The 26,051-nt window shown below is 59.1% G+C and carries 20 protein-coding genes; 7 read left to right on the top strand and 13 right to left on the bottom strand.

Translation table 11 applies throughout. The features are described from left to right. Positions 1-3 precede the first annotated feature (3 nt). Positions 4-1,164 carry a glycosyltransferase gene (locus tag ACR0NB_RS16275; RefSeq protein WP_480776244.1) on the bottom strand — a complete coding sequence of 387 codons (1,161 nt, stop codon included), beginning with the start codon at positions 1,162-1,164 and terminating at the stop codon, positions 4-6. A gap of 64 nt (positions 1,165-1,228) precedes the next feature. After that, the gene (locus tag ACR0NB_RS16280; RefSeq protein ID WP_480776245.1) at positions 1,229-2,545 is read right to left on the bottom strand and encodes a lipopolysaccharide biosynthesis protein; all 1,317 of its coding nucleotides are present in this window, start codon (positions 2,543-2,545) and stop codon (positions 1,229-1,231) included. A 349-nt stretch (positions 2,546-2,894) separates the two neighbouring features. Between ACR0NB_RS16280 and ACR0NB_RS16285 the strand changes: the two genes are divergently transcribed. Beyond that, on the top strand, positions 2,895-3,848 hold the full coding sequence (locus tag ACR0NB_RS16285; protein WP_480776246.1) for a sulfotransferase: 954 nt from the start codon (positions 2,895-2,897) through the stop codon (positions 3,846-3,848). A 228-nt stretch (positions 3,849-4,076) separates the two neighbouring features. Here the strand turns inward: ACR0NB_RS16285 and ACR0NB_RS16290 are convergent, their stop codons facing one another. The 11 genes from ACR0NB_RS16290 to ACR0NB_RS16340 form a co-directional block, all read right to left on the bottom strand. Beyond that, a complete protein-coding gene (locus tag ACR0NB_RS16290) occupies positions 4,077-5,270 on the bottom strand; it encodes a glycosyltransferase family 4 protein (RefSeq protein WP_217353973.1) in 1,194 nt (397 codons plus the stop codon). Positions 5,271-5,321: 51 nt separating this feature from the next. Then, positions 5,322-6,455 (bottom strand): glycosyltransferase family 4 protein, encoded by a 1,134-nt coding sequence (locus tag ACR0NB_RS16295; RefSeq protein WP_480776247.1) that lies wholly within the window; start codon positions 6,453-6,455, stop codon positions 5,322-5,324. Beyond that, positions 6,452-7,453: a glycosyltransferase family 2 protein gene (locus ACR0NB_RS16300; protein WP_170341704.1), complete on the bottom strand. Its 1,002-nt coding sequence runs from the start codon at positions 7,451-7,453 to the stop codon at positions 6,452-6,454. The genes ACR0NB_RS16295 and ACR0NB_RS16300 overlap by 4 nt, the downstream gene beginning before the upstream one ends. Further along, positions 7,450-8,403 carry an NAD-dependent epimerase/dehydratase family protein gene (locus tag ACR0NB_RS16305; protein ID WP_480776248.1) on the bottom strand — a complete coding sequence of 318 codons (954 nt, stop codon included), beginning with the start codon at positions 8,401-8,403 and terminating at the stop codon, positions 7,450-7,452. The genes ACR0NB_RS16300 and ACR0NB_RS16305 overlap by 4 nt, the downstream gene beginning before the upstream one ends. Positions 8,404-8,618: 215 nt before the next feature. Further along, positions 8,619-9,833, bottom strand: coding sequence for a DegT/DnrJ/EryC1/StrS family aminotransferase (locus ACR0NB_RS16310; RefSeq protein WP_480776249.1), 1,215 nt, complete (start codon positions 9,831-9,833; stop codon positions 8,619-8,621). Between the two features lie 19 nt (positions 9,834-9,852). After that, positions 9,853-10,980 (bottom strand): CDP-glucose 4,6-dehydratase, encoded by a 1,128-nt coding sequence (gene rfbG / locus ACR0NB_RS16315; RefSeq protein WP_480776250.1) that lies wholly within the window; start codon positions 10,978-10,980, stop codon positions 9,853-9,855. Positions 10,981-10,987: 7 nt separating this feature from the next. Continuing rightward, the gene (rfbF, locus tag ACR0NB_RS16320) at positions 10,988-11,797 is read right to left on the bottom strand and encodes a glucose-1-phosphate cytidylyltransferase (RefSeq protein ID WP_093963249.1); all 810 of its coding nucleotides are present in this window, start codon (positions 11,795-11,797) and stop codon (positions 10,988-10,990) included. Between the two features lie 107 nt (positions 11,798-11,904). Further along, on the bottom strand, positions 11,905-13,527 hold the full coding sequence (locus ACR0NB_RS16325; RefSeq protein ID WP_480776251.1) for a hypothetical protein: 1,623 nt from the start codon (positions 13,525-13,527) through the stop codon (positions 11,905-11,907). 163 nt (positions 13,528-13,690) lie between these two features. After that, positions 13,691-15,814 (bottom strand): polysaccharide biosynthesis protein, encoded by a 2,124-nt coding sequence (locus ACR0NB_RS16330; RefSeq protein ID WP_170452634.1) that lies wholly within the window; start codon positions 15,812-15,814, stop codon positions 13,691-13,693. Between the two features lie 474 nt (positions 15,815-16,288). Further along, positions 16,289-17,155, bottom strand: a complete 867-nt coding sequence (locus ACR0NB_RS16335; RefSeq protein ID WP_480776252.1) for a sulfotransferase family protein — start codon at positions 17,153-17,155, stop codon at positions 16,289-16,291. Positions 17,156-17,221: 66 nt separating this feature from the next. Then, positions 17,222-18,442 (bottom strand): polysaccharide biosynthesis/export family protein, encoded by a 1,221-nt coding sequence (locus tag ACR0NB_RS16340; RefSeq protein ID WP_480776253.1) that lies wholly within the window; start codon positions 18,440-18,442, stop codon positions 17,222-17,224. A 668-nt stretch (positions 18,443-19,110) separates the two neighbouring features. Here ACR0NB_RS16340 and ACR0NB_RS16345 point away from each other — a divergent pair. The 6 genes from ACR0NB_RS16345 (at position 19,111) to asnB (ending at position 25,691) form a co-directional block, all read left to right on the top strand. Continuing rightward, positions 19,111-19,737 carry a sugar transferase gene (locus ACR0NB_RS16345; RefSeq protein WP_480776254.1) on the top strand — a complete coding sequence of 209 codons (627 nt, stop codon included), beginning with the start codon at positions 19,111-19,113 and terminating at the stop codon, positions 19,735-19,737. Beyond that, the gene (locus tag ACR0NB_RS16350) at positions 19,734-20,648 is read left to right on the top strand and encodes a methionyl-tRNA formyltransferase (protein WP_170359610.1); all 915 of its coding nucleotides are present in this window, start codon (positions 19,734-19,736) and stop codon (positions 20,646-20,648) included. The genes ACR0NB_RS16345 and ACR0NB_RS16350 overlap by 4 nt, the downstream gene beginning before the upstream one ends. After that, positions 20,645-21,340, top strand: a complete 696-nt coding sequence (locus tag ACR0NB_RS16355) for a PIG-L deacetylase family protein (protein ID WP_170391568.1) — start codon at positions 20,645-20,647, stop codon at positions 21,338-21,340. The genes ACR0NB_RS16350 and ACR0NB_RS16355 overlap by 4 nt, the downstream gene beginning before the upstream one ends. A gap of 13 nt (positions 21,341-21,353) precedes the next feature. Then, positions 21,354-22,535, top strand: a complete 1,182-nt coding sequence (locus ACR0NB_RS16360) for a DegT/DnrJ/EryC1/StrS family aminotransferase (protein ID WP_480776255.1) — start codon at positions 21,354-21,356, stop codon at positions 22,533-22,535. Positions 22,536-22,613: 78 nt separating this feature from the next. Then, entirely contained in the window at positions 22,614-23,732 is a 1,119-nt protein-coding gene (locus tag ACR0NB_RS16365; RefSeq protein WP_480776256.1) for a glycosyltransferase, read from the top strand. 12 nt (positions 23,733-23,744) lie between these two features. Then, a complete protein-coding gene (gene asnB, locus ACR0NB_RS16370; RefSeq protein ID WP_480776257.1) occupies positions 23,745-25,691 on the top strand; it encodes an asparagine synthase (glutamine-hydrolyzing) in 1,947 nt (648 codons plus the stop codon). Positions 25,692-26,051 lie beyond the last annotated feature (360 nt).

Here is a 26,051-nt window from a genome sequence, read left to right on the forward strand (position 1 = left end):
CGATCAAGCCAGCAACCGATCATAGATCTCGCAAACCCCGTGCACATGAATATCCAATCCGAAATTTGCACGGGCATAATTCTTTGACGCTTGTGAAATCTTCTCGAACAACGCTCTGTCCTGATGCAACTTGCGCACGGGTTCCACGAATGCCTGCGGATCGTCCGGGTCGACCAGCACACCGGTTTCCCAGTCCGTGATCGCTTCGATGTTGCCGCCGTGACGGGTCGCGATGACTGGAGTTCCCAAATACATCGCTTCGATCAACGTACGGCCAAACGGTTCGTCCAGAGCGGTCACCAGATTGGCATCCATTGCGGCCATGTACCCATCGATCGGCTGACGGAACCCCATCATATGGATATGCTCGCTGATCCCCGCCTCTTCTGCGATGCGAAGGCAGGTCTGGCGCAACGGTTCGTCCCGCTCGGCCGCGCTGCCGAACAGCAGACCATGCACCGGAGTGTCGGGCATCGCATTTTGCACAGCCGCGATGACCCTTACAAAATGGTCGGGACGCTTGCGCGTGACGAAGTTTCCGAAATACCCGAGAAGCAGCGCGTCATCGGGCAATCCCATCTCGGCGATTACGGCTGCTCGGGCTTCGGACCTATCTGGTAGGTCAGGGTTGAAATCAAATGGGCTGCGGATCACGGTAAACTTCTTGTCGACCGACCGCACCGGGTTGCTGGGCTTCGAAAAATGCGAAACGCTGATAATGTGGTCGGAAAATAGCGGCGCCAGTTTGTTGATCCCGAACGCGGTCGGATCCTGCCGGTGGTGCCAGATGTGTTTCCTGCCCGCCAGACGGGCCGGCAGCACCCAGTTGGCATGCATCCGACCTTCGTTTGTGTGAACGATGTCGGCATCGATGCGCTTTAGGACACTTGCCAGCCTCCATGCGCTAGAAGTCAGGTATCGCCCCGGGCCACAATCGCGCGGATAGCTGAGCCCGCCCGGAGACATCAGGCTGGGATCGTGCAGGATTTCGACGTCCAATCCCAGCGATCGGGCATACTCCGCCGCCGGGCCGGCCTCGTAGTGGACCAGGATATGGGGCACATACTTCGACCGGTCCAACGCCGCCGCAAGTTTCAAGGCTGACACGTGACTGCCGCCAATAACGGTGTCACCTTCGAAGGGAAATAGAATACGTCTTGGCATGGATGGTCTCAAAATACTCGTGACTCAAGGAATTTAGGGACAGGGCCGGGAGATCACCAACCCATCATGTTTCGTGTTTTCTGGCCAGATAAGACCGGATGGCGAATATGCAGCCCACCGTCCAGATCACATTGAACAACAAATGGGCCAGGGCAATCCCCTCGATCCCCATCCAATACAGCAACGGCAGAAATGAGGCCGTAAAGATCACCGTCGCAACAATCGTCGTGCGCACAAGCGCGCTGTCCAGCCCCATGCTCAGCAAGGCGGGGTTCAACACCAAGCCCCCCAGATACACGATCGCGGCATACATCAAGATCGTCATGACGGGCGCTGCGCCACGGAACTCTGGCCCGAACAGCAGAACGGCCAACTCTGGCATCTTCAGCGCCAACGGAATGGAGACCAGGATCGACACCCCGCAAACCGAGAGCGACACCAGCCGTACAAGACGCCAGAACCGGCCGAAATCGCCGACGGCCCATAGGCGGGTCATCTCGGGGTACAGGACTTGCCTGACGGGGCCGCCAATCCGAACAACATTGGCCATGATGCGCTTGCCCACCTGATAGAAGCCCACCGATGTCACGTCCAGCAGGGCGCCGACGACAAGTATGTCCAGCCGCTGAGTGGATTGTCGCAGGATTACGTTGAAATTCGAATTCCAAAGGAACCGCAGATACCCGGGGTTATGGGCAAAAGCCCGCCGCAGCGGCTGGGACAAAAACCTGTGCAAGTTGCGTTTTTTCAATTCGGTCAGTGCCAGAAAGAACGCAACCAGCCCGGTCAGGATCTGATGCATCAGCAACAGAGCCACAAATGCCCAGATCCCCAAGTCCAGCAGAAAGGCGATGATGACTCCGACAAGCCGAAGGCCGGCGATTACCATGTCCGAGATCGCCAGCACGTCGAACCGGTCGAAAATTCGAAGAACTCCAATGCCGGTTGGTCGGAGCGATAGAAACAACCCAAAGGCAACAAGCGTGATATAGGACGCGCCTTCAGGTTCAGACAGCCCGATGAACGGAGCAAGCTTTGGCGCCAGCATTATCGCCACCGAACCAGCCAGCAGCCCGCCAAGGCAATCGGTCACCACAGACATCTTGATCAATTGTCGGAATCTGTTCGGATCCTCTTCGATCAGAGCCTCGCTGCCGTACTTGATGGTTGCCTGCCATGGCTCGAGCCGGAACAACCTGTCCATCACCTGAATGTACGCGTCCACCAGCGCCAGAATCCCAACCGCAGCCGGCCCGATTGCGCGAGCAGTAAAGATGAGGCTGGCCAAACCGAACAGACCAACCAAAATCTGCGACAAGAACATCCATGACATGTTCTTGGCCAGCCGCTTCAACAGCGGCTTCGAGCTTGGCTCACTCATCGGTTCACGCGAAACCACGCGGCACTATCCACGCGGCGTTCAGGAAGCGGGTCATCAATTCACCCATGCACTCGGTACAATTCAATACGTTTCCAAAATTTGTGGCGGGTTAAGTCATGTTTCCGGTTGTTTCCGTTTCTATCATTTAGTTGTCTTGGATTATATCGTTTTACGAAAGCGCAGTTTGCCGATTGAATCCAGTACTGATTGTTGAAAGGGCTTTTGAAGTTGCGACAGAAACCAATTCTTGTTCGGAGCACCTGTCGGGGTGCCAACCGGTCCGGGTCGGATGCCGACCGGGCCCGGAGCCAGACTGAAAATATCCGGTCCGAAGGCTGAATACCCCGTCATGACCCGTGCACCCGTTCTTGTCCATATCGGCTATCACAAAACCGCTACGTCGTCCCTGCAACAGCAGCTGTTCTCGGCGCCGGACGCACCGTTCGCGACTCCGCATGGCGATCGCAAATACATTCTTTCAAACCGGATCGTACTGCCGCAGCCGATGACCTATGATCCCGCAGAAACTCGCGAGATGTACGAGAGTTTCCTGAAAAAATCGCAGGATAGCGGGCAGGTTCCGGTGTTCTCTCACGAGAGATTCTCTGGTTACCCGGCCAGCGGCGGGTTCGACAGCACCATCATTGCCGACCGTCTGCAACGCACGTTTCCCGACGCCTACATCTTGGTCGTATTCCGCGAGCAGTTGTCGTCGATCCTGTCGATGTACAGCCAGTACATCACCGATGGCGGCCACGGATCGCTCAAGACATATCTGTCCGAACCTGAACCGAACCTGCGACGTGCGCCGATGTTCTCGGAGGAGTTTTACCGGTACCACCGCTTGTTCAAGTTCTACCAGGACAAGTTCGGCAAGGATCGTGTGCTTGGATTGGCCTACGAACAGTTCATTTCCGAGCCGGATTCTTTTGTGGAAACCCTGTGCAATTTCGTCGGCGTCGAGCACAAGAAGCGCGAATTTGAAGTCACTAACGAGAAGAGATCGGAGTGTTTTCAGATTCTGCAGCGATTTGTTAATTTCACACTCAGCGACAACCAACTGAGCAAGGGCGCATTGTTGCCATTTCCGAATGCAACGCGCAGATTCGGAAAATTGAGCCGGCCGATCGGACGCATCTTTCCCGGCAAGTTGGATCAGATGCTCAAAGACCGGCTGGTCGGCAGAATTCAGTCCCGATTTGACGGTGCCTTTGCTGAGTCAAACGCCGAACTCCAATCCTTGACTGGCCTCGATCTAGGTCAGTTCGGGTATCAGCTGCCTTCGACCACAAGCACAGACTGAACTGCGCTTTTCTGCCCCCAAAAAACAAAATGACCAGCACCCCATATGCTGGTCATTTGTCGAGTGAGTGGTCGGGCCAACGGCCCCACCGGTCGAATTTCGTTGTTAAAATAAGGTTAGCCAGTCTCAGGCGGCCTGGGAATTAGGGGTTTCCCGTAGTTTCTGCAAATTCTTTCAAATATTCCCGTTTATCATTAAATAACAAATGCTTGGCGGAGCCACCACCCCTCAATTTGCCTCATCATCCCGGGTTTTGGTCGAAAATCCCATCTTGCCGAGAAGGATCGCATTGATCCGACGGACATCGAACGAATCCTCGGCACGTTTCCGCGATGCCTGACCCATTCGTTCCACCAGATCAGGACTCTCGACAAACGAGGCCATGGCGCGGCTCAGGGCCTCGGGGTTCCGGACCGGCACGACGTAACCAGTCTCGCCGCTGATGACCGGATCAGCGCAACCCGGCGCATCCGACGTGATGATAGCCCGCCCCGACGACATCGCCTCGAGGATCGTGCGCGGTATCCCCTCGCGGTAGGCCGACGGCAGCACGAAGACCGAACACGCTGCCAAATAGGGCCGGACGTCCGAAGTTTCTCCCAAGTATTCGATCACGCCTTCGCGCGTCCATTCGTCGATCTCGCGTTGGCCGATGGAATCCGGGTTGGCGTCCATCGGACCAAGCAATTGGCATCTTGCTTGGGGGTGCGTTTCTTTCAGTAAACGGGCAGCCTGAACGAAATCAAACACGCCCTTCTCGCGCAGCAGGCGCGAGATCATCAGAAATACAGGCGGCCCAGCTGGCGGATCGGTAAATCCGTAGCGATCCAGATTTACACCAGACCCGGGCACGATGCTGAGCTTGGCATCTGGTGCAACAAGGCGCCTTTCTCGGAACTCTTCGGCATCTGCGCGGTTGTAGACCAGCACCTCGTCCACACCTTTCAGCGCAATACGATACAGAACCGATGACACAGCGCGAACCGCACGCCTCCGAAAAGTCAGGCCATGGGTGCTGTAGACATAGCCCAACCCGGTGTTCATGGCATAGATCCGGTCCACTCCCGCCCATTTTGCAGCCAGGCAACCATAGATGATTGGCTTCATGGTGTAGGCAAAGACAATGTCGGGTTTGAATTCCTTGAAAACGCGCACAAGAGCACGCAGCGTGCGCATGTCCTCAACCGGGTTCATCCCGGCACGTGACAGCGGAAACTGCACGAACTCCACACCGATTTCTGCGAGCGCAGTTTCCGTCGCTTCATGGCGCTCGGGACCGCAGGCGACGACCTCAGCCCGCTCCGACAACTCCTTCAGCAGGTCATAGCGAAAATTCAGCAAAGACGCAGTCAGATTGGCGACAACCACGATCCGTGGTCGCGCCCGCGTGGGGAGGGAGACCTGCGGTTTCAACTTTTGCAACAATGCCAACTCCTGATGGCAGAGCAGGCGCTGCGGCCCGCCTGGTTTGGTTCAACTCTCCCGGCGGCAGCTGCTATGGCCATGTTCGCCCCCCGCTCCAACCCTGCGATGAGCGGCATCGGCAATGATCCGGTCCCATTTCTCAAGAATACTGCCGGGAGCCAGCCAGTCCCTGTTGTGTTGGTATCCTTGACGCATCTTGTCCAGCAATTCCGGATCATCGCTCAGCTGCAGCACTGCGCGGGCCAGTTCCTCCGTGTCTTCAGGCGCAACAAGCAATCCGTTCTCACCGTGTCGGATCAATTCTCGTGGTCCGTAGGGGCAATCAAAAGACACAACCGGCAAGCCTGCGACGGTCGCCTCTGCCACCACATTGGGAAACCCCTCGAAGCGGGAGGAAAACACCAGTATGTCTGCGCCATCCATCCACGCTCCGGGTGTGTCGCTCGCGCCCGGCAGGGAGATGACGTCCTGCAGACCCAACCGGTCCCTCTGCGCCTCGAGCGCGGCACGTTCCGGGCCTTCCCCGAAAATCGTCAGGCGCGCGTCCGGGTTATTCTGGATGATTTCCGACATTGCGTCGATCAACAGATCGAACCCCTTTTGCGGATCCAACCGCCCCACCGCGACCAGCCGATTGCCACCCGAGCCAAGGAGCGTGGCTGCACCATCGATTGGCGCACAGGGATTTGGAATGACCCGCGCCTTGCTCCGCAATGATGGCGGCAGGTCCTGGCGCACCCGCTCAGTCTGCATGACCACGGTGCTGGCTCGATGTCCAAGGATGTTTTGAGCGTGGCGCCAGACAGGGTTGGCGTTTTGCACGATCGGGTTGTTCCGCTCTGAAACGATCACCGGAACATCCCGCCCCAGGGCTGCAGCGAGCGTCAGGACATTGATTTTAGTCAGAAAGGATACCACCACGTCGGGGTTCTCGTCCCGGATGAAGCGACGAATCCGGCGCAGGCGGGCCAGCTGTTTCAGCCCCCTGAACCCGTCGTTTCCGCCTTCGGCTACCAGCAGGCTGACGCCGTCAGGGAAAGAAAAATACGACCCGTCCTCGGGCATGGTCATGCCCGCAACCGAGACCTGATCGCCAAGGCCGATCCGATGGGCTGCAAGAACCGAGACAATCTTTTCGGCACCGCCAGCTCCGAACCCACCCTGAACGATCAGTATCTTCACTGCGCCCGCTCCACCATTTGCGTGCTGTCGGCACGGTTCTGTTTCCCAGACGTGTTCAATTGTTCCACCGGGCCATTCAACTCGGTTTCGACCACGGGCTGGTTAAGGTTTTTGGCCTGCAGAAAAATCCGGCCGACATATTCCCCAAGGATGCCAAGGAACATCGCATTCAGGGTCATCGACAAGAGCAGCAGGATTGTTGTGGTTGCAAAACCTGCGGGCCAATCCTGGCCAAAGAACAGCTTGCCGACAAGGTAGCCGATCATCAACAGGAACATCGACAGCCCTACTGTAAGGCTGATCAGCGAAGCCAGGCGCAGCGGGAGCAGGGAATGGTTGATCAACCCGTCCACAGCCAGCGCCAACATCGCCCGGACCGGAAACTTGGATTCACCCGCTGTCCGGGCCGCGCGATCATATTCGAATCCGACCTGCGAAAACCCCATGCCGCTGATCAGTCCACGAACATAGGGCGAGCGGTCATCAACCCGGCGCAATTCGTCCAATATCCGCCTGTCAGTCAGACGAAACTCACCCGCGTTTCGCGGCAGATTATCGTTGCTGATCAAGTCGATCAGTGCATAGAACCCCCGCCGTGCAGCGGCAACGACAGGGCCATCGGGCAGGCTGCGGCGAATACCATAGACGACATGATTCCCCTGCCGCCACAGATCCAACATCTGAGGGATCAACTCGGGCGGGTCCTGCATATCGCAATCGAGCTGCACCGCGCAGGCCCCGGTCGCCGACCTGTATGCTGTCAGAACCGAAGCCTGGTACCCCATGTTCCGCGCAAAGCGGATCACACGGACCCGAGGATCCTCCCCCGCGATTTCGGACAGGATTTCAAACGTCCGATCCTCGGAATGGTTGTCGGTGAAGATGATTTCAGGCTCGTACCCATCCAGTTTGTCGAACACCGCCAGCACGCGCTCATAGGCCATACGGACGTTGTCTTCCTCGTTGTAGGCGGGGATCAGAATGGAAATGACCGTCATGCGTTTTGTCCTGCCATGTTCTTCCGCGCATCCAAAGAGATGGCCCAATCGACTGTATCCCGCAGGCCGTCCTCCAACCCGATCCGCGCGGTCCAGGGATAAAGGGAATGGATAAGTCCGGGATCGTTGACCAGGTGCATCGGCTCACTTGGCGGGTCGGCATAGTCGAGCTGACCGGGTCCGCAACCGGTCAGCTCAGCCAGGATCGCGGCCGCGTCACGGACTCGAGTAGCCACTCCGGTACTGACATTCACCAGCGGAACGTCAACCCGCGGTGCATCGGCCAACATCAGAAGGGCACGCACGGCATCGCCGACATGCAGAAAATCCCGGATATCATCGGGGCGTCCGATGCGCGCGGCATCCCCGTTCAGCAACGTGCGGATCAGATACGGGACCAACTGGGGCCCGGTCTGACCCGGACCATAAGTCAGCGAAAGCCGTGCCGTCATAGCCGTGAATGGCAGGCGCGGCCGAAGCATGGTCAAGTACTTGGTCCCTGCCAGCATAGATGCCCCATAGCTGTCGCGCGGCATTTCGCATTGGGTTTCAGTGTAGGGAGAAGGAACCTCACCGTATTCGGCAATGGTTCCAAGACGGATGAATACATCCGGCGGTGCGTCGCAGGTCGCAGCGGCGCCCAACACAGCCATCAATGGCACAAGATTGTCGCTCACGCTGGCTTCGGCATCTTTGAGGCCGGGCCGCGCTACAGCCCGGGTGTTTGCCGCCGCATGAAACACAACCTCTGGCCGGGACGTGTCAAACACGCGGCGCAAAGCATCCCTGTCGCTCAGGTCGACATGCTGCAATTCGACATCGGGCATTCCATCAGAGAGGAATCCGGGTCGGACCAAGGCCACGACCTGATCCCCCCTGTCTATACAGGCTCGGAGCAGATGCTGTCCGATGAACCCTCCGGCCCCGGTGATCAGGACGCGCCTCGTCATGACAACCCGCCGCCGGCCATGTTCTGGGCCAGATTGGTGAAACCCGCGCTTTGCGGGTTACCCGTATCATGATCAGTTGCCATCAGTTTCATTCCTGCGCCCTGGCCGGTCCCTTCGATACTATGGAATTTGGACCCCTTGGGATAGTTTCGCCAACACCGATCATTCCGCACCCACCACCCGCAGACGGAAAGCGGCCACTGGAAGACCTCGGATCAAGATGCCTTGCGCGGCATCCCGGTCAAATACGGCTTGAGGAATTCCTGCGTCTTTTCATGCATATAGTCGATATGAGCCTGAGTCAGCCCGTGATGGCATGCCAACAGAATGCCCCCGCGCATCACGGCATCGGACACAGGATAACCTGCGACATCCGCGCGATACTCAACATCTTTCATGGCCGGCTGGCGCAAAATGTTGCCGGTAAAGACCGGCCGGGTCTGGATGTCCGCCTTCTCCAGGAAAATCTGCATCTCGCGACGGGTAAACGGAGCGCCTTCTCGCAGAGTCAGCGGAAACGCCAGCCAACCGGTGCGTGCGCCCGGCAGCTGTTCGGGCAGAATGAACCATTCCTCATACTGCGCAAAGAACGCGCGATGCGCAGCAAAGGCTTCCTCGCGGACCCGAATGTTGTTCTCAAGCTTGCCCAGCTGCACCAGGCCGAAAGCAGCGCTGATCTCGGACGGTTCAAGATTGTAGCCGAGCGCCTCAAACAGGAACTTGGCATCATATTCGATCCCATCCAGCTGAACGTTGAAGCGGTTCTCGATGGCCTCGGATTCGACGAACAGAGACGAGCTACGCCCCCACGACCGCATCAGCAATGCCTTGCGTGCCAACTCATCATCATTGACGCACAGCATTCCGCCATTTCCTGCGCCGTTGATGACATGGCTGCCGTAGAAGCTGGTGGTCGAAACATCCGACCAGACGCCCGTGCTGGTACCGTCGATCGTAGCACCCAATGTGTCAGCGCTGTCTTCGATGACCTTCAGGCCATGTGCGTCGGCCAGTTCCCGGATCCGACGCCAGTCCGGGAGGTTGCCAATCAACGAGGGGATCATCATCGCCGATGTCTTGGGCGAAATCATCCGCTCGATCTGTTCGACATCTATGTTGTAGGTGCCCTCGGCCGCATCAACGAAAGCGGGCACAAGCCCTTGCCGCACCAGCGGAGCGACCGTGGTGGCAAACGTCAGAGCCGGGGTGATCACCTCAGATCCTTTGGGAAGATCCAGGATTTCGACGGCCAGATAGTTCGCCGAGGACCCGGAATTGACCATGATCCCATGTGCCTTCGAAAACAGTGCAGCGACTTTCTGCTGCATCTCCCGGACTTTGGGTCCCATTTGGGTGGATGTTTTCAGAACCTCGACGACGGCGTCGATCTCTTCCTGGCCGTGGACTGTCTGTCCGTAATTCACTCTCATCAAATAATCTCCTGAAAATCTACTGTGCGGCCAGCCCGGTTTGGTCGCAACCCCTGCCGGACATGAGGTCTTGGTACGCGGCGACCTGCGACTGGGTGACCTTACCCATGTCGTCGCCCGCTGCGTGGGCCTTGTACCAGTCGGCGGTCAGTTCAACCGCTTGAGGCAGTTCAAGCCGAGGCCGCCAGCCCAAACGGGTCTGCGCCTTGGTGCTGTCCAACCGAAGTATGCCAGCTTCGTAGGGCGCCGTAGCGGACTCATCCGGGAACCGGAACCCGGGCGCGCCTGCCCCCCAGGCGCGCCACATCATATCCGCCAGATCCCGGACATTTACGGTGCCCGAAACGTTTGGCCCGAAATTCCATGCCCCGGCAAAACGCTGTCCGTCGCTCAGAATCTTCTGGGCCAGCAGCAAATACCCTGCGACCGGCTCCAGCACATGCTGCCATGGCCGAACGCTATCCGGGTTTCTGATGGTCACGGGCTGGCCATCATTCCATGCTCGAATGATGTCCGGTATCAACCGGTCTTCGCCCCAGTCTCCTCCGCCAAAGACATTGCCCGCCCGAACCGTCGAAAGCTGAGGGCCATTCGCGTCAGAAAAGAAAGAATGCGCATATGACTGGGCCACAAGCTCGGTTGCCGCCTTGGAGGCACTGTAAGGATCCTTGCCGCCCAAAGGGTCGTTTTCGCGATAACCCCACAGCCATTCCCGATTGTCATAACACTTGTCGCTGGTGATCACGACAACGGCCTTCAGCGACGGCATTCGACGCACGGCCTCCAGAACGTTGACCGTACCTTGGACATTGGTCGCAAATGTCTCGGCCGGTTCGCGATAGGATTTGCGAACCAGAGGTTGCGCAGCCATGTGAAACACCACTTCGGCATCCAGACCCTCGGTCGCCCGCTCCAAGGCCGCCGGATCGCGGATATCGGCAAAACGGCTGTCCATTGTCCGATCAAGCCCGCACGCCTGATAGAAGGAAGGCCCGGGCTCGGGCGGCAAGGCAATGCCTGTGACCTGCGCACCCAGCCGGTTCAGCCAGGTCGAAATCCACCCGCCCTTGAACCCGCTATGCCCTGTCACAAGCACCCGGCGGTCGGTGAATTGACCGCCGAAGATCTGATCGGACTGACCAGTCATTTGTTCCTCAGATCGCTATGGCGGGGTAATCAGAGGAGGGCTTGGCATCAAATTGCAGCCAAGGCGGGGTATCATCCTCGCAAAGTGCCTCCAACGCGTTGCGGTCACGGATCGTATCCATCGGATGCCAGAAACCCTCGTGACGATAGGCCATCAGCTCACCGTCGCGGGCCATCTGAGACAGCGGTGACTGTTCCAGCGGCTCCATATCGTCGACCATGTAATCCATGACCCCCGGCTCGAATACGAAATACCCACCGTTGATCCAGGTTTCGCGGCGGCGCACCTTTTCGGTGAACGCGTCCACGCGGTCGCCCTTCAACTCGATGTTGCCGAAACGCGCGGGCGGCTGAACCGCCGTAACCGTCGCCAGCTTGCCGTGCGACTTGTGAAAATCGATCAGCGCGTTGATGTCGATGTTCCCCAGGCCGTCAGAATAGGTGCACATGAAGGTTTCGCCCGGATCCAGCCATTCCTTCAGACGCCGGATGCGCCCGCTTGTCATGGTATGAGCCCCGGTATCGACCACCGATACGTTCCAACCGCCGGGCGCCGAAGGCACCAGCTTGAGCTCTCCCGTATCCAGAGCGACCGAGATATTGTTGGCGATGAGGTGGTAATTCGCGAAGAACTGCTTGAGCAAAAGCGCCTTGTATCCGGCGGCTACGACGAAATCGCGGTGCCCGAAATGGCTGTAGATATCCATGACGCGCGCGATGATCGGCCGGCCGCCGATTTCGACCATCGGCTTGGGGATCGAGACTGTTTCCTCGGCCAGCCGAGACCCCAGACCGCCAGCAAGCAGTATCGTTTTCATTCGTGCCACTCCCTCAAAATACTTGTTAACAAAATCTGCATGTCTGCGTGGGCCTCACACCGGCCGCTTGACGAACCGGCCACCAGAGACCGCGGATCGAATTGGGCTCATTCCGTTGCTCCCGATGGCTTCAAGTATACCACACCTTGCCCGTAGCGGTTGCCCAATCCCGAAATTTCCACGGGCTGGTAGCCGTTTGTTTCCGCATAGCGCAACAATGGCTGCTCAAGAGCCGGATCATATCCCAGCAGGAAAGCGGAGGGAGGATTGGAATCAAACACTGCCTGCAACCCGGCCGCTTCCGCCATCACGTATTTCGCGGCCAAGTCAGGTTCCGTGTAAGGCGCGATCCGATAGGCAAAGGGGCCGGTAGACAGTTCGGCATAGACCGGCAGTTGCGCTTCAAGCGGGTAGATCGGCATGATCGTCGCCACGGGTCCGTCCGGATGGGCACTCTCGGCAAGCGCGGCCTTCAACGCCTCGCCACCCTGCGCCACTCGGGTGGTCGTGAAGCCGCCGGGATCGCTCAGCGCCGCCAGACCGGGAACGAGGCGCGGCGCACCCAGTACTGCCAGCAGAACGAAACCCGCGGCAAGGACCGGGGTGACCTGCGAACGCTGCTCTGACCCAACCTTTCGGAAGACCAATGCGCCCAGCAGAGGGATCATGACCAAGGGCTGAATGTAGTACTGCGGAAACCCGGGCGACGGCACAAAGCTGAACGCGGCTGTCACGGCGATCAGAACCAAAACCAACAGTGCCGCGCCGAGCTCGGAGAGCAGCATGCCGCCCGATCTGGCCAAAACTGTCAGATAGGCAACGACGAACAGGCAAACCAGTGCCGCTCCACCCAACCAGACCGAATAGGCCAACTGCACTTTGCCCCCAAGGCCCAGAGCCAGATCGGGTTCAGAGGCGGCGTTGGCCTGCCAGTAGGCCACGTGCGGACCCGTATGGAACTTGAGGACATGCGCGATGAAAACCGCCGGATCAACGGCCATGTACCAGAACAGCGGCAAGGCACCCAGCAGCCCACCCACCAGCATCGGCAGGGTCACCCGTCGAACACGTTCTGCAAACGCCATATGCCCCGGCATCAGAAAAGTGGCAATCGCGACGGGCGGAATGAAAACCACCGCGCTGACTTTCATCCCCGAGGCGATCGACAGGCAGACTCCAATCAGTACAAAAACAACTGGCCGCGGATGGTCGCGCTGGGTTTCCAGCAGAAAACCCCCGACACCCCATACGACGAAGGGCAATGGCAGCAGGTTGTTGCTTGCGGCCATTCCGGCCTGGGCCAGAAGTGTTCCGTCAACCATCAAGACCGTGATGAAGAATGCCGCAAGCAGAGCCGATCCGGACAGGCGCCAGGTCACCCAACCGGTACCGCCGATCAACGCAATCCAGCCAAGAAACACACCAAGGCGCGCTGAGCCCAGCAGACCCTCCTGACCCATGATCAAATAGAGACCGCGGAAATACCACGCCGAATCCGGAACGTGATTGTAGAAGAAGTCCTGGTACAGGCGCCATTGGCCCAACAATTCTGCCGGTGCCACGAACATCAGTTCGTCCCGACGCAAACCGAACGACATGATCCGGCCGAACAGAGCCGCCAACATCACGGCCAGCAGCCCCCCAAACAAGAGCCACAGCACCGCGCGACGCCGACCAGACCCGGCCTGAGAAACGGCCCGGTCACGCATATGTTCGGCCTCAGCCGTCATATCCCTCTCGCTTCGCCCGTTCGGACCGGCCCGCCAAAATCTGCAGGTTGCCGTAACCCCCAAGGTCGCAAATAAACATCAACGACATGCTCCGAAGAGCCCTTTTGAAATCGTAACCCGCGGCGGAAAATGCCGCTCACTTAGATGTACTTTTGACAAAATTTTAGCGACCGGCGTTAATCGTCTCCAAGTTTTTCTGCGGTGCGAAGTTTGCAATCCGCTTGGGCGTCGGCACAGGTTTGATCTGCGGCTTGCCGGTGCGCGCGGCCAGCTCTTTGCCATCGATCGGGCGCAGACCGTTTGCACCATAACCCGGCACCAGATCCTTGAGCAGCTTTTTGACCCCAAGATCATTGCCGTCCTGAGCAGCCTGTTCCAGCTTGAGGATCAGCGCCCGCAAACGCGCGGCAGAGACGCCTTCGGGAATTGCCGAGGAAACGCCAGGAATACCGCTTTCGCGACGCTCTTCGGTCACGTCGAACAACTCTTCGTACAGCTTTTCACCCTGACGGATCCCGATGAATTTGATGTCGATGTCCTGATAGGGCTCGAGGCCGGCCAGACGGATCATGCGCTCGGCCAGGTCCACGATCTTGACCGGCCGACCCATATCCAGAACGAAAATCTCGCCGTGGCTGTCTTCAAGGTTCAGACCCCGCGCGGCGGCAACCAGCGTCAGCTGCACGGCTTCACGGATGGTCATGAAATACCGCTCCATCTTCGGATCAGTCACCGTCAGCGGGCCACCTTCCGAGATCTGGCGCTGGAACAGCGGGATCAGCGAACCGGACGACCCCAGCACGTTACCGAACCGAACCGAGAAGAAGCGGGTCTTCTCATCGGTTTCGTTTGTCACACGGTCCTGCGCCTGAACGTAGAACTCGGCCACGCGCTTGGTGGCGCCCATGACGCTGGTGCTGTTCACGGCCTTGTCCGTCGAGACTTGCACCATGGCGATTGCACCCACATTGCGGGCCGCGTCCGCAACATTCCGGGTTCCGATCACGTTGGTCAGAACGCCTTCGCAAGGGTTCAGCTCAACCATCGGCACATGCTTCAGCGCAGCAGCATTGAAGACCAACTCGGGGCGGTGACGTTCAAAGATCGCGTTCACGCGGGACGCGTTGCGAATGTCGGCCACGTAGATCCGGCGTGCGACATCCGGGAAGTTTTGACCCAGATCCATGTCGATGGAATAGGCGTTGTATTCCGTGTTCTCGATCATCACCAGCTCGGCCGGCTCGAACGAGGCGATCTGGCGTGTCAGCTCGCTACCGATCGACCCTCCGGCGCCGGTGATCAGGACGCGGCGGCCCTTGAACATCTCGCGCAGCATCGAACGTTCGACCGCTTTCTGCGGACGGTCCAGGATGTCTTCAGGATTGACGGTCCGGATGCCGTTGCTCTCGGTGCCAAGTTCTTCGAGTCCCGCCAGGCGCGACACCGGGATGCTGTTGGCCTCAGCCCAACGGGTCAGCTTGCGAATGCCATCGCTTTCAAAATGGGTAACGGGCTCAGTCAACAGCACGCGCTGCGGCAGTTGGTCATAATACTTCAGACGCTCGATGACAGCGTCTGCATCCAACAGCGACCCGATGATCTTCACATCGTGGAAATACAGGCCTTGAGTGTTCCGCGCATCATCGATGATGCCGACGGGTTCATACTTGGACTCCTGATTGTGCAGAGACCGCACGAACAGGTCGCAGCTGGCGCCGGTTCCGACCAGAATAACCGGGATTTTCCCGTTGGATGCATCCGGGCAACGGCGCGCCGGATCGCTCGTCAGCTCGGTGCTGCGCGCCAAAACGCGCAGGGTGCCAAAGGCGGGCACCAGCAGAAGGAACTGAATGACATAGACCGCCAGCGGCACTTGCGCGGTAACCGGCAGGGCAGCGCCCAGCAATGCCAGCAATACAACCGACAGACCCGCAGCCCGGACAATCAAAGTGACATCGCGCAGCGAAGTCGACCGCGTGTGGCGTTTGTAGATGCCAGAAAGCGGCAAAACCGCCAGTGCCACCAGGCAAGTCATCACCACCAACGGCAACAGAACGGATCCGAACTGTTCAGGAACAATGCCACCATTGGCCAGAACGACGGCCACCGCCACGGCTCCGGCGGATGCGAATACATCTCCGATCAGCAGGCGCCGGTTGGCGCTCATTTCGGTCAGCTTCTGTCGCAGCTTCGACTGGACGTCTCCAAAGGCGCGATCTTGTTCGATCGTGCTGTCTGCATCCGGTCCACTTTTGAGCTTAACCAACTCTTGCTCGTAAATACTCATAAGAACCCCCGGCAAAAATTGCCACTTACCACTCGACTGAAATGAGACGGGCCAAACACACCCGCTCCACCACTAAAAAGCCTCAATTCCCGATCGACACCACATGGCGCCGACCGGCAAACACATTGCTTCGCTAAAAGTCCCCCACGTGATTCCGGGCGCCTAGAAACCTCCGCCCTGAACCAAACCCCCTTTTAACTCGTCAACTCGTTACACTACGCGTGGTCTGGCCCATTACACGGTCCCGACCACGAACCCACGTTTTTAACGCTACCACACCAACATGGGTATCAAAATCCCCTTTCCACCACTTGGACACCATAAAATCACAGAAATGCCATTTTTTGAAGCAGGTGACCGCTGTCGTAGTTTCAATTGCTGTATCCCCAGGGCCCGATCGTCCCGGTTGATCGTGCACGCACAAAGCCCTAAGGCGTTTTTGTTTCCTGAATGGAAACCAAATTCTGGCTTCGATCATGACATGGCCTGCGATTCGCTTCTGTGAACTGCATCCGAAACCGTCCAATTCCGACAGAGTCCCGGATTGCGGCGGGCAAGCCATTCTACGTCGGCCGCATAGAACTCGGTCATCTTCGCCTCCAACTCGGGCGACAGGGCCGGGTAGGTCACCTTCCGAGCGACGGCGTTTCGGATGGACCGTACCGGCCAGGTGTGACGTACAGGGTCCAGAACAGCTCGAACCGGCTTCAGCACACGGCGCAGCGACAGTGGCACCATGGGTGTATTCTTATCTTTGACTTTCTGCTGCACCGGCGGCTCCAGCTGTCCGTCATATCCAATATGGCCGGCCACCTTCTTCAGGTTCCCATGAGGGTTCACGCGGACATCCTCATAGGCCAAGAGCAGGATCTGGTCCTCTGGGAACAAGTCGTAGAACCGCTTCAGATGGTGGCCATATCTCCCATCGGACAGAAAACGCTGGTCGGCCGCGACCGCCGGATCCAGATAATCCTCGATCCTTCCCGAAACCTCGCCGCGGCGGTACAGCATGCAATAGTCGGAATAGGCGCGCTGAACCGGGTCCCGCATCTGCAGGATCAACCGAGTTTCAGGGAAATGCTCCCGAATGCGTCGCGCAGCAAGGGGTTCGGTCAGGTACGAATTCGATTTTTCACCGATCAGATCTGCGCCATCGCAGTCTCCGAACTGGTCACGATACCAGTCCAGTCCGTTTGCGTAATTCCGAGAAAAGAAATGCAACTCGGGACCCGGCATATGGATGGCCGGCGTCTGCATCAGCGACTTTTGCAACCAGGTGGTTGCACATTTCGCGGCGCCGAAAATCAGAAAGTCGACCGAACGACCGTCAGGGAGAGACATTGGAATACTCGTGACCTTGCGAACAGACTAATAAAAACAAACCCGGCAAACCCCGCGCCGGAAAACTCAATTCGACGTGACAATGGTTCTTCGTACGACTTCTATGGTGTCCCCGGGCTGAACCGCCTCGGTCCCGTCCATCTTGCGTGGCGCCGTGCCACCCGCCCGTGTGACGATGTAGTCAATAACAACTTCACTGGCGATATCATCTTCGCTGAGCAAACCAGCGGCAGCCAGTTCTCCGTGCAGGCTTGCCGCGGTATCAAGACGCGTCCGAAGCGAGGCCAACTCGCGTTCGACCGCATTCAACTGGACCAGAGCATCCGAGCGCGCCTTGTCATCCAGTTCCAACTCGTCGCGCTCGGCGCGGTTCAGCTCCTGACGAGCCAGCATCAGCGCAACCTCCTGATCCAGACGCTTGGACTCCAGATCGTTCAGAAGATTGGTCATGGTCGTCACCCGGTTCGATACGGTCAGACCCTTTTCCTTGAGCTGGTTCAGGTTTTCCAACTCCCGGCTGACATTCTCGATCTGGGTTTTGCGAAGTTCCAACTGAATGGTCAGGCTCGAGATCTGCTCTTTGAGCATCTCCTGCAGATCCCGAATTCGTTCACCCAAACCCTCGCGGGCGTTCATTGTCGCCTCGAGGATTTCACCCTCGAGCCCTCCGGGAGCGTCAGGCGCCGCGTCGGTGCCGGTCTCAATCCCTTCTTCCTGCAGGCTCGCAAGGTCAGCTTTCAGCCTTTGCCTCTCGTCTTCCAACTCATCTATCTGAGTGGATAGCAGCCGCATTTCGCCGCCCATCCGCATGATCTGAAAATCATTGTTTGCCCCAAACTGGATCGGAGGACGGATCGGACCACCTGCAAGGGCCAGAACCTGCTGGGCGGTCATCCCGGGATGGTAGGCATAAGCGCCTGGCGAATTGACATCTCCAAGAACAAAGACCGGAAGGTGGCTGATCACTTCAAGCGCGACCTTGGGCGGCTCGGCCATGCCGGTCTGGCTGCTCAGCTCAAGCTCCAACATCTGCGACAGTTCCAGCGTGGTCAGCCCGGCCGCCTCAACCTGTCCCACCAGCGGAAACATCAGCGTTCCGTCACCGGCCAGAGCGAACTCGCCGGACACGCCATCCCAAATCATGTAACTTGCGGACAATGGGTCCCAACGCATGGCACGAACCGACAGGCGATCCTGAGGCAGCAGGCGATAGCTTTCGGCCAATGCCGGCAGAGCGGCCAGCGCAAACAACAGCGTCGCCAGAATTACTCGAATGAAGCTGCGCAAAACCTTGCCTCCCAACTCTTAAACACCAACAAGCCGGGCGTGGGTGCCGGGCACGATACTCAAATCTCGAAAACACAAACCGCACCCACAGCGCAAGTCGGTCGTCAAAAGCAATTTCGGTCATCGACGGAACAGAAACGATCCCGCTCGGCAAATCATAGGCGCTTGGCCTCAGGCTGACAAGCAAAGCCAATGGCGCATCGCCTTTGGTGCTGGCTTTCCTGTCGACACTGACCTGTCAGCGCCTGGGCCACCGCGTCGGCCGCGTTCACAACCCCCTGTGAATGCAGCCCGAAGGCTGGGTGTTTTGCGCGAAACACCCGATCAGAACACCCCGCCTTGTTTCGCGGCAATCACGGCGCGGCTTGGGCTCCTGCTTTTCCTGACTGGCAACAGTTCACGGCTTTGGCTCGAATCGTTTACGCAACACGGAAGGCAAATCAGCGTCATCGTCTAGTCAGCCCAGCATTCTCAGCCCCCGCATCCCGCGGCGGCATCGACGGCTTGCAAACAGAATCCGTTTCGACCAATCTTGCTGCATCGCCGCTTGTCGACCCGGGTTGTCGGTATTTCAGTCGCGGTTGCTCGGGTGGCGTGTCGCGTCCCTTTGTATTGGTTGATTTTTTGTGTGTCGCGGGACCCCGCGTGTTGCGAGTTGGATTTGATTTGTGAACCGGTTGCTTGAAATCCTAATCTGCCTGCTGCTGGGCCTGCTCGCGCTTCCCTTCTTTGTCATTGCGTGCGTCGTGGTGCTTTTGTCCATCGGCCGTCCATTGATGTTTTCGCAGATCCGAGCCGGACGACAGGGTCGCAATTTCCGGCTCTACAAACTGCGCAGCATGAAAGAGACACGCGCGGCAGATGGTTCGTTGCACCCCGACGCGGATCGCCAGACGCGCGCAACGGCAATGATCCGACGCCTGAGGCTCGACGAGATCCCGCAACTCCTTCTGATCCTGCAGAACAAAATGGCCCTGGTTGGGCCTCGCCCCTTGCTGCCTGAAACGATCAAAGACTTCGGGCCCGCCGGACAATACCGATGTTCCGTTCGGCCGGGGTTGACCGGGTGGGCGCAGGTCAGCGGCAACACCAACCTCAGCAACAGTGAAAAGCTGAGTCTTGATCTATGGTACGTGGCGCATCGGTCACTGGCGCTGGACCTGCAGATCTTGGGCGAAACGGTCGGAGCGGCCCTGCACAACGAACCCCGCCGCGACGACCGGATCGAGGCGGCCCGGAAATGGATGGGCTCGAATGGCTCGCTGGCCCAGGACATGCAGGAGATGAACGCGTGAATATCGTACTTGTCGGCGCCGTCGAGACCACGCTTGCAGCCCTGATGTCGATGTGCGGCGCCGGGCATGTGCCGGCCCTTCTGGTAACCCTGTCGCCGCGCCTGTCCGCGCGGCATTCGGATTTCGTCGACCTGTCACCGGCGGCCGAGAAGTATGGTGTCCCGGTTCTGCATATCGAGAAAACCAACGACCCCGCGACTCTCGAACAGATTGCCAAGGTCAAACCCGACCTGATTCTGGTGCTCGGTTGGTCACAGATCTGCGGCCCCGAGTTTCGGGCGTTGGCGCGGATTGGCTGCATCGGATTTCATCCGTCGGCCCTGCCCCGCCTGCGGGGGCGCGGTGTCATCCCCTGGACGATCCTGTTGCAGGAACGAAACGTCGGGTCCTCGCTTTTCTGGTTGGGCGAAGGTGCCGATGACGGCCCTATCGCCGCTCAGGCCATCTATGCGGTCGATCCCGAAACCGTCACCGCCCGCGAGTTGTACAATCGAGCTTTGCGTGCCGTCTCAGGACTGCTGCCGCCTTTGTTGAACCAGATTTCCAATGGCGACATCCCAGCCGAACCGCAACGCACCGACGGGATCAGCCTGTGCGCCCGCCGCCGCCCCGAGGACGGCCTGATTGACTGGACCAATCCTGCTGCGGACATCCACCGCCTGATCCGTGCTTCAGGTCCGCCCTACCCCGGCGCCTACACCTATGGCCCCGATGGCGTGAAACTGGTTCTTACAGGGGTCAGATATACCGAGCCGGAGGGCTACTTCATCGGCTTGCCCGGCCAGATCCAGGCCATCGGCAACGGCGGCTTTACGGTGGCCTGCGGCGACGGGCGCTGTCTGGACATAACTGAATGGTCAGGGGCCGACACACCCCCTGCCCTTCACGCGAAACTGAGGACACATCCATGATCGCTTCCGACCTGACCACTGGCCACGCCGGCCCCGCGCTGATCGTCGCTCCGCATCCCGATGATGAGGTTCTGGGCGCCGGCGGCACGATGGCCCGCATGGCCGATGCTGGGCGCGAAGTGCATGTGGTTGTCGTCACTCGTGGCAAACCCCCGAAGTTTACCGATGAACAGGTCGCAACCACACGGCGCGAGGCACTCAATGCGCATCATCTGCTGGGCGTCACCGAAACACATTGGATGGACTTCAATGCGGCGGAGTTGTCAGAACATGCCCATTCGGACCTGAACGGCGCGCTGGGAAAGCTGGTCCGCGACATCGCCCCCAGCCTGATCCTGGCTCCGCATCCAGGCGACATCCATATGGATCACCAGCTGAGTTTTCTGTCCACGCTGGTGGCAAGCCGCCCGCATCAACATGACTATCCGGCCAATATTCTGGCCTACGAAACCCTTTCCGAAACAAATTGGAACGCCCCCTATCTGACCCCGGCCTTCGTGCCAAACGTGTTTGTCGACATCTCGGACACGATCGAGCGGAAGCTGGAGGCGTTCGGCAAGTTCGAAAGCCAGGTCAAACAGGCGCCGCACGAACGATCGGTCGACAGCTTGCGCGCACTGGCCACCCTGCGCGGCGCGACGGTGCACCGGTCGGCGGCTGAAGGCTTTGTTCTGGTCCGATCGGTGATTTGACAGGAGGTGCGAAATGCAGATGTGGCCCATCTATGATCAGGAACAGATCGACGCCGTAGCGCAAGTTCTGGCCTCTGGCAAAGTCAACGCCTGGACCGGCCCAGATGTTCGCGCATTCGAGGCCGAATACTGCGCATATACCGGAGCCAAACACGCGATCGCCATGGCCAACGGGACAGTAACGCTGGACGCCGCGATGCTCGGGCTAGGCCTGCAACCAGGTGATGAGGTCATTGTAACGCCGCGCAGCTTCATCGCCTCGGCCAGCTCGGTGATGCTGGCGGGCGGAGTTCCGGTCTTTGTCGATGTCGATCCCGACACCCAGAATATCACGCCCGAAACCATCGCCCCGGCGATCACGCCGCGCACCCGGGGGATCATACCCGTGCATCTGGGTGGTTGGCCCTGTGACATGAACGGCATCATGGATCTGGCCCGCGCCCACGACCTTTGGGTCATCGAAGACTGCGCCCAGGCCCACGGTGCGATGATTGGCGACCGCCATGTCGGAACCATCGGGACCTTGGGCTCGTTTTCCTTCTGCCAGGACAAGATCATGACCACAGGCGGCGAAGGCGGACTGCTGCTGACCGACGACTCTGATCTCTGGAGCCGCATCTGGAGCTACAAGGATCACGGCAAAGGTTATAACACCGTGTTCAACACCGAACACCCGCCCGGCTTTCGCTGGCTGCACGACTCGGGACCCGGCACCAATCTGCGGATGAACGGCCCTTCGGCGGCACTTGGTCGAATACAGCTGAAACGCCTGGACGCATGGCGCGCGCACCGGACGGCAAATGCGGATATCCTGCACAAGGCCCTTGCGGCCTGCCCGGCCTTTCGCGTGCCAATGCCACCTGACGGCGTTACCCACGCATTTTACCGCTTCTACGCATTTGTGCGGCCGGAAACACTTGCGCCCGGCTGGAGCCGGGACCGCATCATCGCCGAGATCGCCGAGGCCGGCTTTCCCGCCTTTTCCGGCAGCTGCTCTGAGATTTATCTCGAGAAAACCTTCACCAGCCGAGGCCTGGGACCCAAGGAACCGTTGCCCGTGGCGCGCGAGCTGGGCGAAACCAGCCTTGCCTTCCTGGTCGACCCAGCCTGGTCCACCGAGAACGTCGCTCGTCTGGCAAAGGCCATTGTTGATGTGGGCCAAAAGGCGACGGCCCGCCACATGGCGCAGGGCTGAGCGCGAACTGGTGATGTGTGGCCGATCAACATACAGCTTGAGTCGAACACCCACCGGTGAGCTGCGGAGGGAGACCCGATGATCTTGCATGTCACCACTGATTTCTCAGGCCAAGGTGGCGCACAAGCCATGTTGGCCCGACTTTTGGCCCATTCCGGCGAACGGGCCTGCGTCGTCGCCCTGACCGAGGTTTCGGACCGCTGCCGCGCAATGGCGGCGAATGACAAGGTCGAATACGTTTCGCTGCGTGCCAGATCGCCGTTGGCCCTGTTTCGCGCGGTTTGGCAGATCCGACGTTTGATCCGGACCCATCAGCCGGATGTGGTTCTGTGCTGGATGTACCATGCGATGGTCCTGGGCCTGATTGCCGGCAAACTTGCCGGGCGGCGCGTTCCCGTCGTTTGGACCGTGCGGCAAGCGCTGGACGACCCGGCTGCCTTCACCCGCAGCACCCGCGCTGCGGTGGCTCTGTCGAAGGTGCTTTCCCGGTTCTGTCAGGGGATCCTCTACAACTCGACCCGCGCTCAAACTCAACACGAGAAATACGGCTTTGCCGGGGACCATTCCACGGTGATTCCAAACGGGTTTATCCTTCCGCCCGATCCAACGGCGCGGCCGGGACCTGCCCGCGTGCTTGGAGTGGCGGCAAGGTTTCACCCGCAGAAAGACTTCGAAACTTTCTTCCGCGCCTTCTCGATTGCGCGCCAGTCCGTCCCGGACCTGCATGCCCGTCTGGCCGGAGACGGCGTAACGCTGGAGAACCCTGAGATCCGCGCGATGCTGGCCGACAACGATCTGCCCGAAGACAGCGTGACGTTGTGCGGCGACCTGCACGATATGTCCGAGTTCTACGCGAGCATTGACCTGCTGGTTTTGGCCTCGCGCACCGAAGGCTTTCCGAATGTGATCGCCGAAGCCATGAGCCACGGCCGCCCGGTCGTGACGACTCATGTCGGCGACAGCGCCAGAGTGGTGGACTCGTGCGGCTATGTCGTGCCGCCACGTGATCCGCAGGCATTGGCAGAGGCACTGGTCCAAGCTGCCAACTGGCCGCCCGAAACCTACAAAGCCCACAGTCATGCTGCCCGCGACCGCATCGCCACACACTACTCCCTCGACGCGATTGCCCGAGCCTATGATCAGGCCCTGAACCAAGCTGCCAACCCTGCGCCACCCATTGCGCCCCAAGTCGAATAAAGGACCTGACCCATGTGCGGTATCGCCGGATTTCTGACTTTTCAGCCCATGGGCGCCGACTCGGGCCGCACCACGCTGCAGGCCATGTGCGACGTTATTCAGCACCGGGGTCCCGATGCCGACGGGTTGTTTGTCGATCCAGACGCCGGTGTGGCTCTGGGCCATCGCCGCCTTTCGATCGTCGACCTGTCGGAGACCGGGGCCCAGCCAATGACCTCGCCCAGCGGCCGGTTCACCATCGTCTACAATGGGGAAATCTACGGCTTTCTGGCCCTGCGGCAAACGTTGCTGGACAAAGGCGTCACGTTTCGCGGCACATCAGATACCGAGGTGCTACTGGCGGCTATGGACCTCTGGGGCATCCGCAAGACATTGGAACAGGCGCACGGCATGTTCGCCTTCGCGGTCTTGGATCGCAAACTGAACCGGGTGGTTTTTGCACGCGATCGGTTGGGCAAGAAACCCCTGTATCTAGGCCTCAAATCCGGCCAGCTTTTGTTTGGTTCCGAACTCAAGGCGCTGCGCGCGAACCCCGCATTTGGCTCACCGGAAGCCGACCGGCGTGCTCAGGCGCAGTACGCCCGCTATGGATATGTGCCGGCACCACTCTCGATCTATCGCGAAGTTATGAAGTTGCCCGCCGGATCAATGGTCGAAGTCCGCTTGGACCAACCGCCCGGGACGGCTCAGGACCTGGTAGATGCCATCCGGACGTTCTGGGACCTTCGCGACTGCGCGAAACAGGGACTTGCCGCACCAATCCAAGACGAAGACCGGGCGCTGGCTCGTATTGAAGAGGAATTGCAACGCGCCGTGCAGGAGCGCATGGTCGCAGACGTCTCGGTGGGGTCCTTCCTGTCCGGGGGGATAGACTCGACCCTGATCACTGCCATGATGCAGGAACAAACCAACGGCAAGGTCACCAGCTTTACAGTCCGTTTCCAGGAAGAAGGGCTGAACGAAGCAGACCATGCCGCCGCAATCGCTGCACATCTGGGCACGGACCATCACGAGGTCACTGCGACACCCTCCATGGCGTTCGAATTGCTCGATGACCTACCACACGTCTATGACGAACCTTTTGCCGACCCGTCCGGTGTTCCAACCCTGCTGGTGTCCAAACTGGCCCGCGATCAGCTGACCGTCGTCCTGTCGGGTGATGGCGGCGACGAATCCTTTGGCGGGTACGAACGCTATGCCCGAATGATGGCGATGGAACGCCTTGGCCGAAAGCTTCCCCGGCCGGCTGCGTCGATTTTGGCAGCATCGCCTGATGCCTTGCGTGCAGCCGTTGCGCCGATCCTGCGTAAACTCGTTTCAGGCACCATGCGGGACCAGATCACTGCCGACAGGATCTCCAAAGTCGCCTCGGTCATCGCGCAGCCTGATTTCAGAAGCCGGTACAATACCCTGTTCAGTCTTTGGGACCCGTCCGCAGCGCTGAAGGACGTGAATGACGGCGGGGTTTATCAAACACTCGGATTGCCCAACGGCCTTGATGAAATCGACACGATGCTGCTGCTGGATTCCTGCCTGTATTTGCCCGAAGGCATTCTTGTGAAAGTCGACCGAGCATCGATGGCCGTCGGTCTCGAGGCGCGCGCGCCCTTGTTGGATGACCGCGTCGTCGCCGCCGCTTGGCAGGCGCCCCGATCCCTGCGTTTCGACGGCAAACAGGGCAAGGTGGCCCTAAGGCGCCTCGTGGACAAGCGCGTACCAAAGGCCTTGTATGATCGCCCAAAACAAGGGTTCGGAATTCCCGTCAACGACTGGCTGCGTGGCCCGCTGAAGCCTGTGGCAAACGAGGTTTTTTCAACAGGACAAGGGGTCGAGTACGTATTCGACACAGCCACCTTGGCGCAACGATGGCGCGAGCATCTCAGCGGGCGTCGCAATTGGGGGCCCCATCTGTGGACGGTTCTGATGTATCATTTCTGGCAGAAAAAATGGCTGGTCTGATCCTCGAAGCGCGGACTTCTGTTCACCAAATTCGCACAAAAGGACGCAATTCAGCCGATTGTCATGCGAAACAGAGGTGCACGCCCCTATTGTTTGTCACGCGCCGCACCGACGTGCCTAAGTCTGTTCATGACTGAACTGATTGCATCCTGCTCGGGCCTTTGGCGCGATATCCGGTCCGAATTTCGGTCTCCACACCCCCCTGCAATGAGACGGCAGGCGGGCCTCGCGCTACTGCTTCTGTTTGGCGTGGTCTTTGCTTTTTTCTATTTCCGGCTGGAATTCGCGCGGCAGTTTCTGGACATGCCCGCACCGCCGGGCAAACCGTTCTACAACGACGACTGCATCCTTGCCTCGGAC

The organism is Ruegeria sp. CG3 (assembly GCF_056537205.1).

Excerpts from the sequence above, each read along its gene's own strand:
- ACR0NB_RS16310 (WP_480776249.1), bottom strand. The coding sequence starts at position 9,833 with ATGAGAGTGAATTACGGACAGACAGTCCACGGCCAGGAAGAGATCGAC.
- ACR0NB_RS16305 (WP_480776248.1), bottom strand. The coding sequence starts at position 8,403 with ATGACGAGGCGCGTCCTGATCACCGGGGCCGGAGGGTTCATCGGACAG.
- ACR0NB_RS16335 (WP_480776252.1), bottom strand. The coding sequence starts at position 17,155 with ATGTCTCTCCCTGACGGTCGTTCGGTCGACTTTCTGATTTTCGGCGCC.
- ACR0NB_RS16280 (WP_480776245.1), bottom strand. The coding sequence starts at position 2,545 with ATGAGTGAGCCAAGCTCGAAGCCGCTGTTGAAGCGGCTGGCCAAGAAC.
- rfbF (WP_093963249.1), bottom strand. The coding sequence starts at position 11,797 with ATGAAAACGATACTGCTTGCTGGCGGTCTGGGGTCTCGGCTGGCCGAG.
- ACR0NB_RS16300 (WP_170341704.1), bottom strand. The coding sequence starts at position 7,453 with ATGACGGTCATTTCCATTCTGATCCCCGCCTACAACGAGGAAGACAAC.
- ACR0NB_RS16285 (WP_480776246.1), top strand. The coding sequence starts at position 2,895 with ATGACCCGTGCACCCGTTCTTGTCCATATCGGCTATCACAAAACCGCT.
- ACR0NB_RS16355 (WP_170391568.1), top strand. The coding sequence starts at position 20,645 with ATGATCGCTTCCGACCTGACCACTGGCCACGCCGGCCCCGCGCTGATC.
- asnB (WP_480776257.1), top strand. The coding sequence starts at position 23,745 with ATGTGCGGTATCGCCGGATTTCTGACTTTTCAGCCCATGGGCGCCGAC.
- ACR0NB_RS16325 (WP_480776251.1), bottom strand. The coding sequence starts at position 13,527 with ATGACGGCTGAGGCCGAACATATGCGTGACCGGGCCGTTTCTCAGGCC.
- ACR0NB_RS16360 (WP_480776255.1), top strand. The coding sequence starts at position 21,354 with ATGCAGATGTGGCCCATCTATGATCAGGAACAGATCGACGCCGTAGCG.
- ACR0NB_RS16365 (WP_480776256.1), top strand. The coding sequence starts at position 22,614 with ATGATCTTGCATGTCACCACTGATTTCTCAGGCCAAGGTGGCGCACAA.
- ACR0NB_RS16275 (WP_480776244.1), bottom strand. The coding sequence starts at position 1,164 with ATGCCAAGACGTATTCTATTTCCCTTCGAAGGTGACACCGTTATTGGC.
- ACR0NB_RS16330 (WP_170452634.1), bottom strand. The coding sequence starts at position 15,814 with ATGAGTATTTACGAGCAAGAGTTGGTTAAGCTCAAAAGTGGACCGGAT.
- rfbG (WP_480776250.1), bottom strand. The coding sequence starts at position 10,980 with ATGACTGGTCAGTCCGATCAGATCTTCGGCGGTCAATTCACCGACCGC.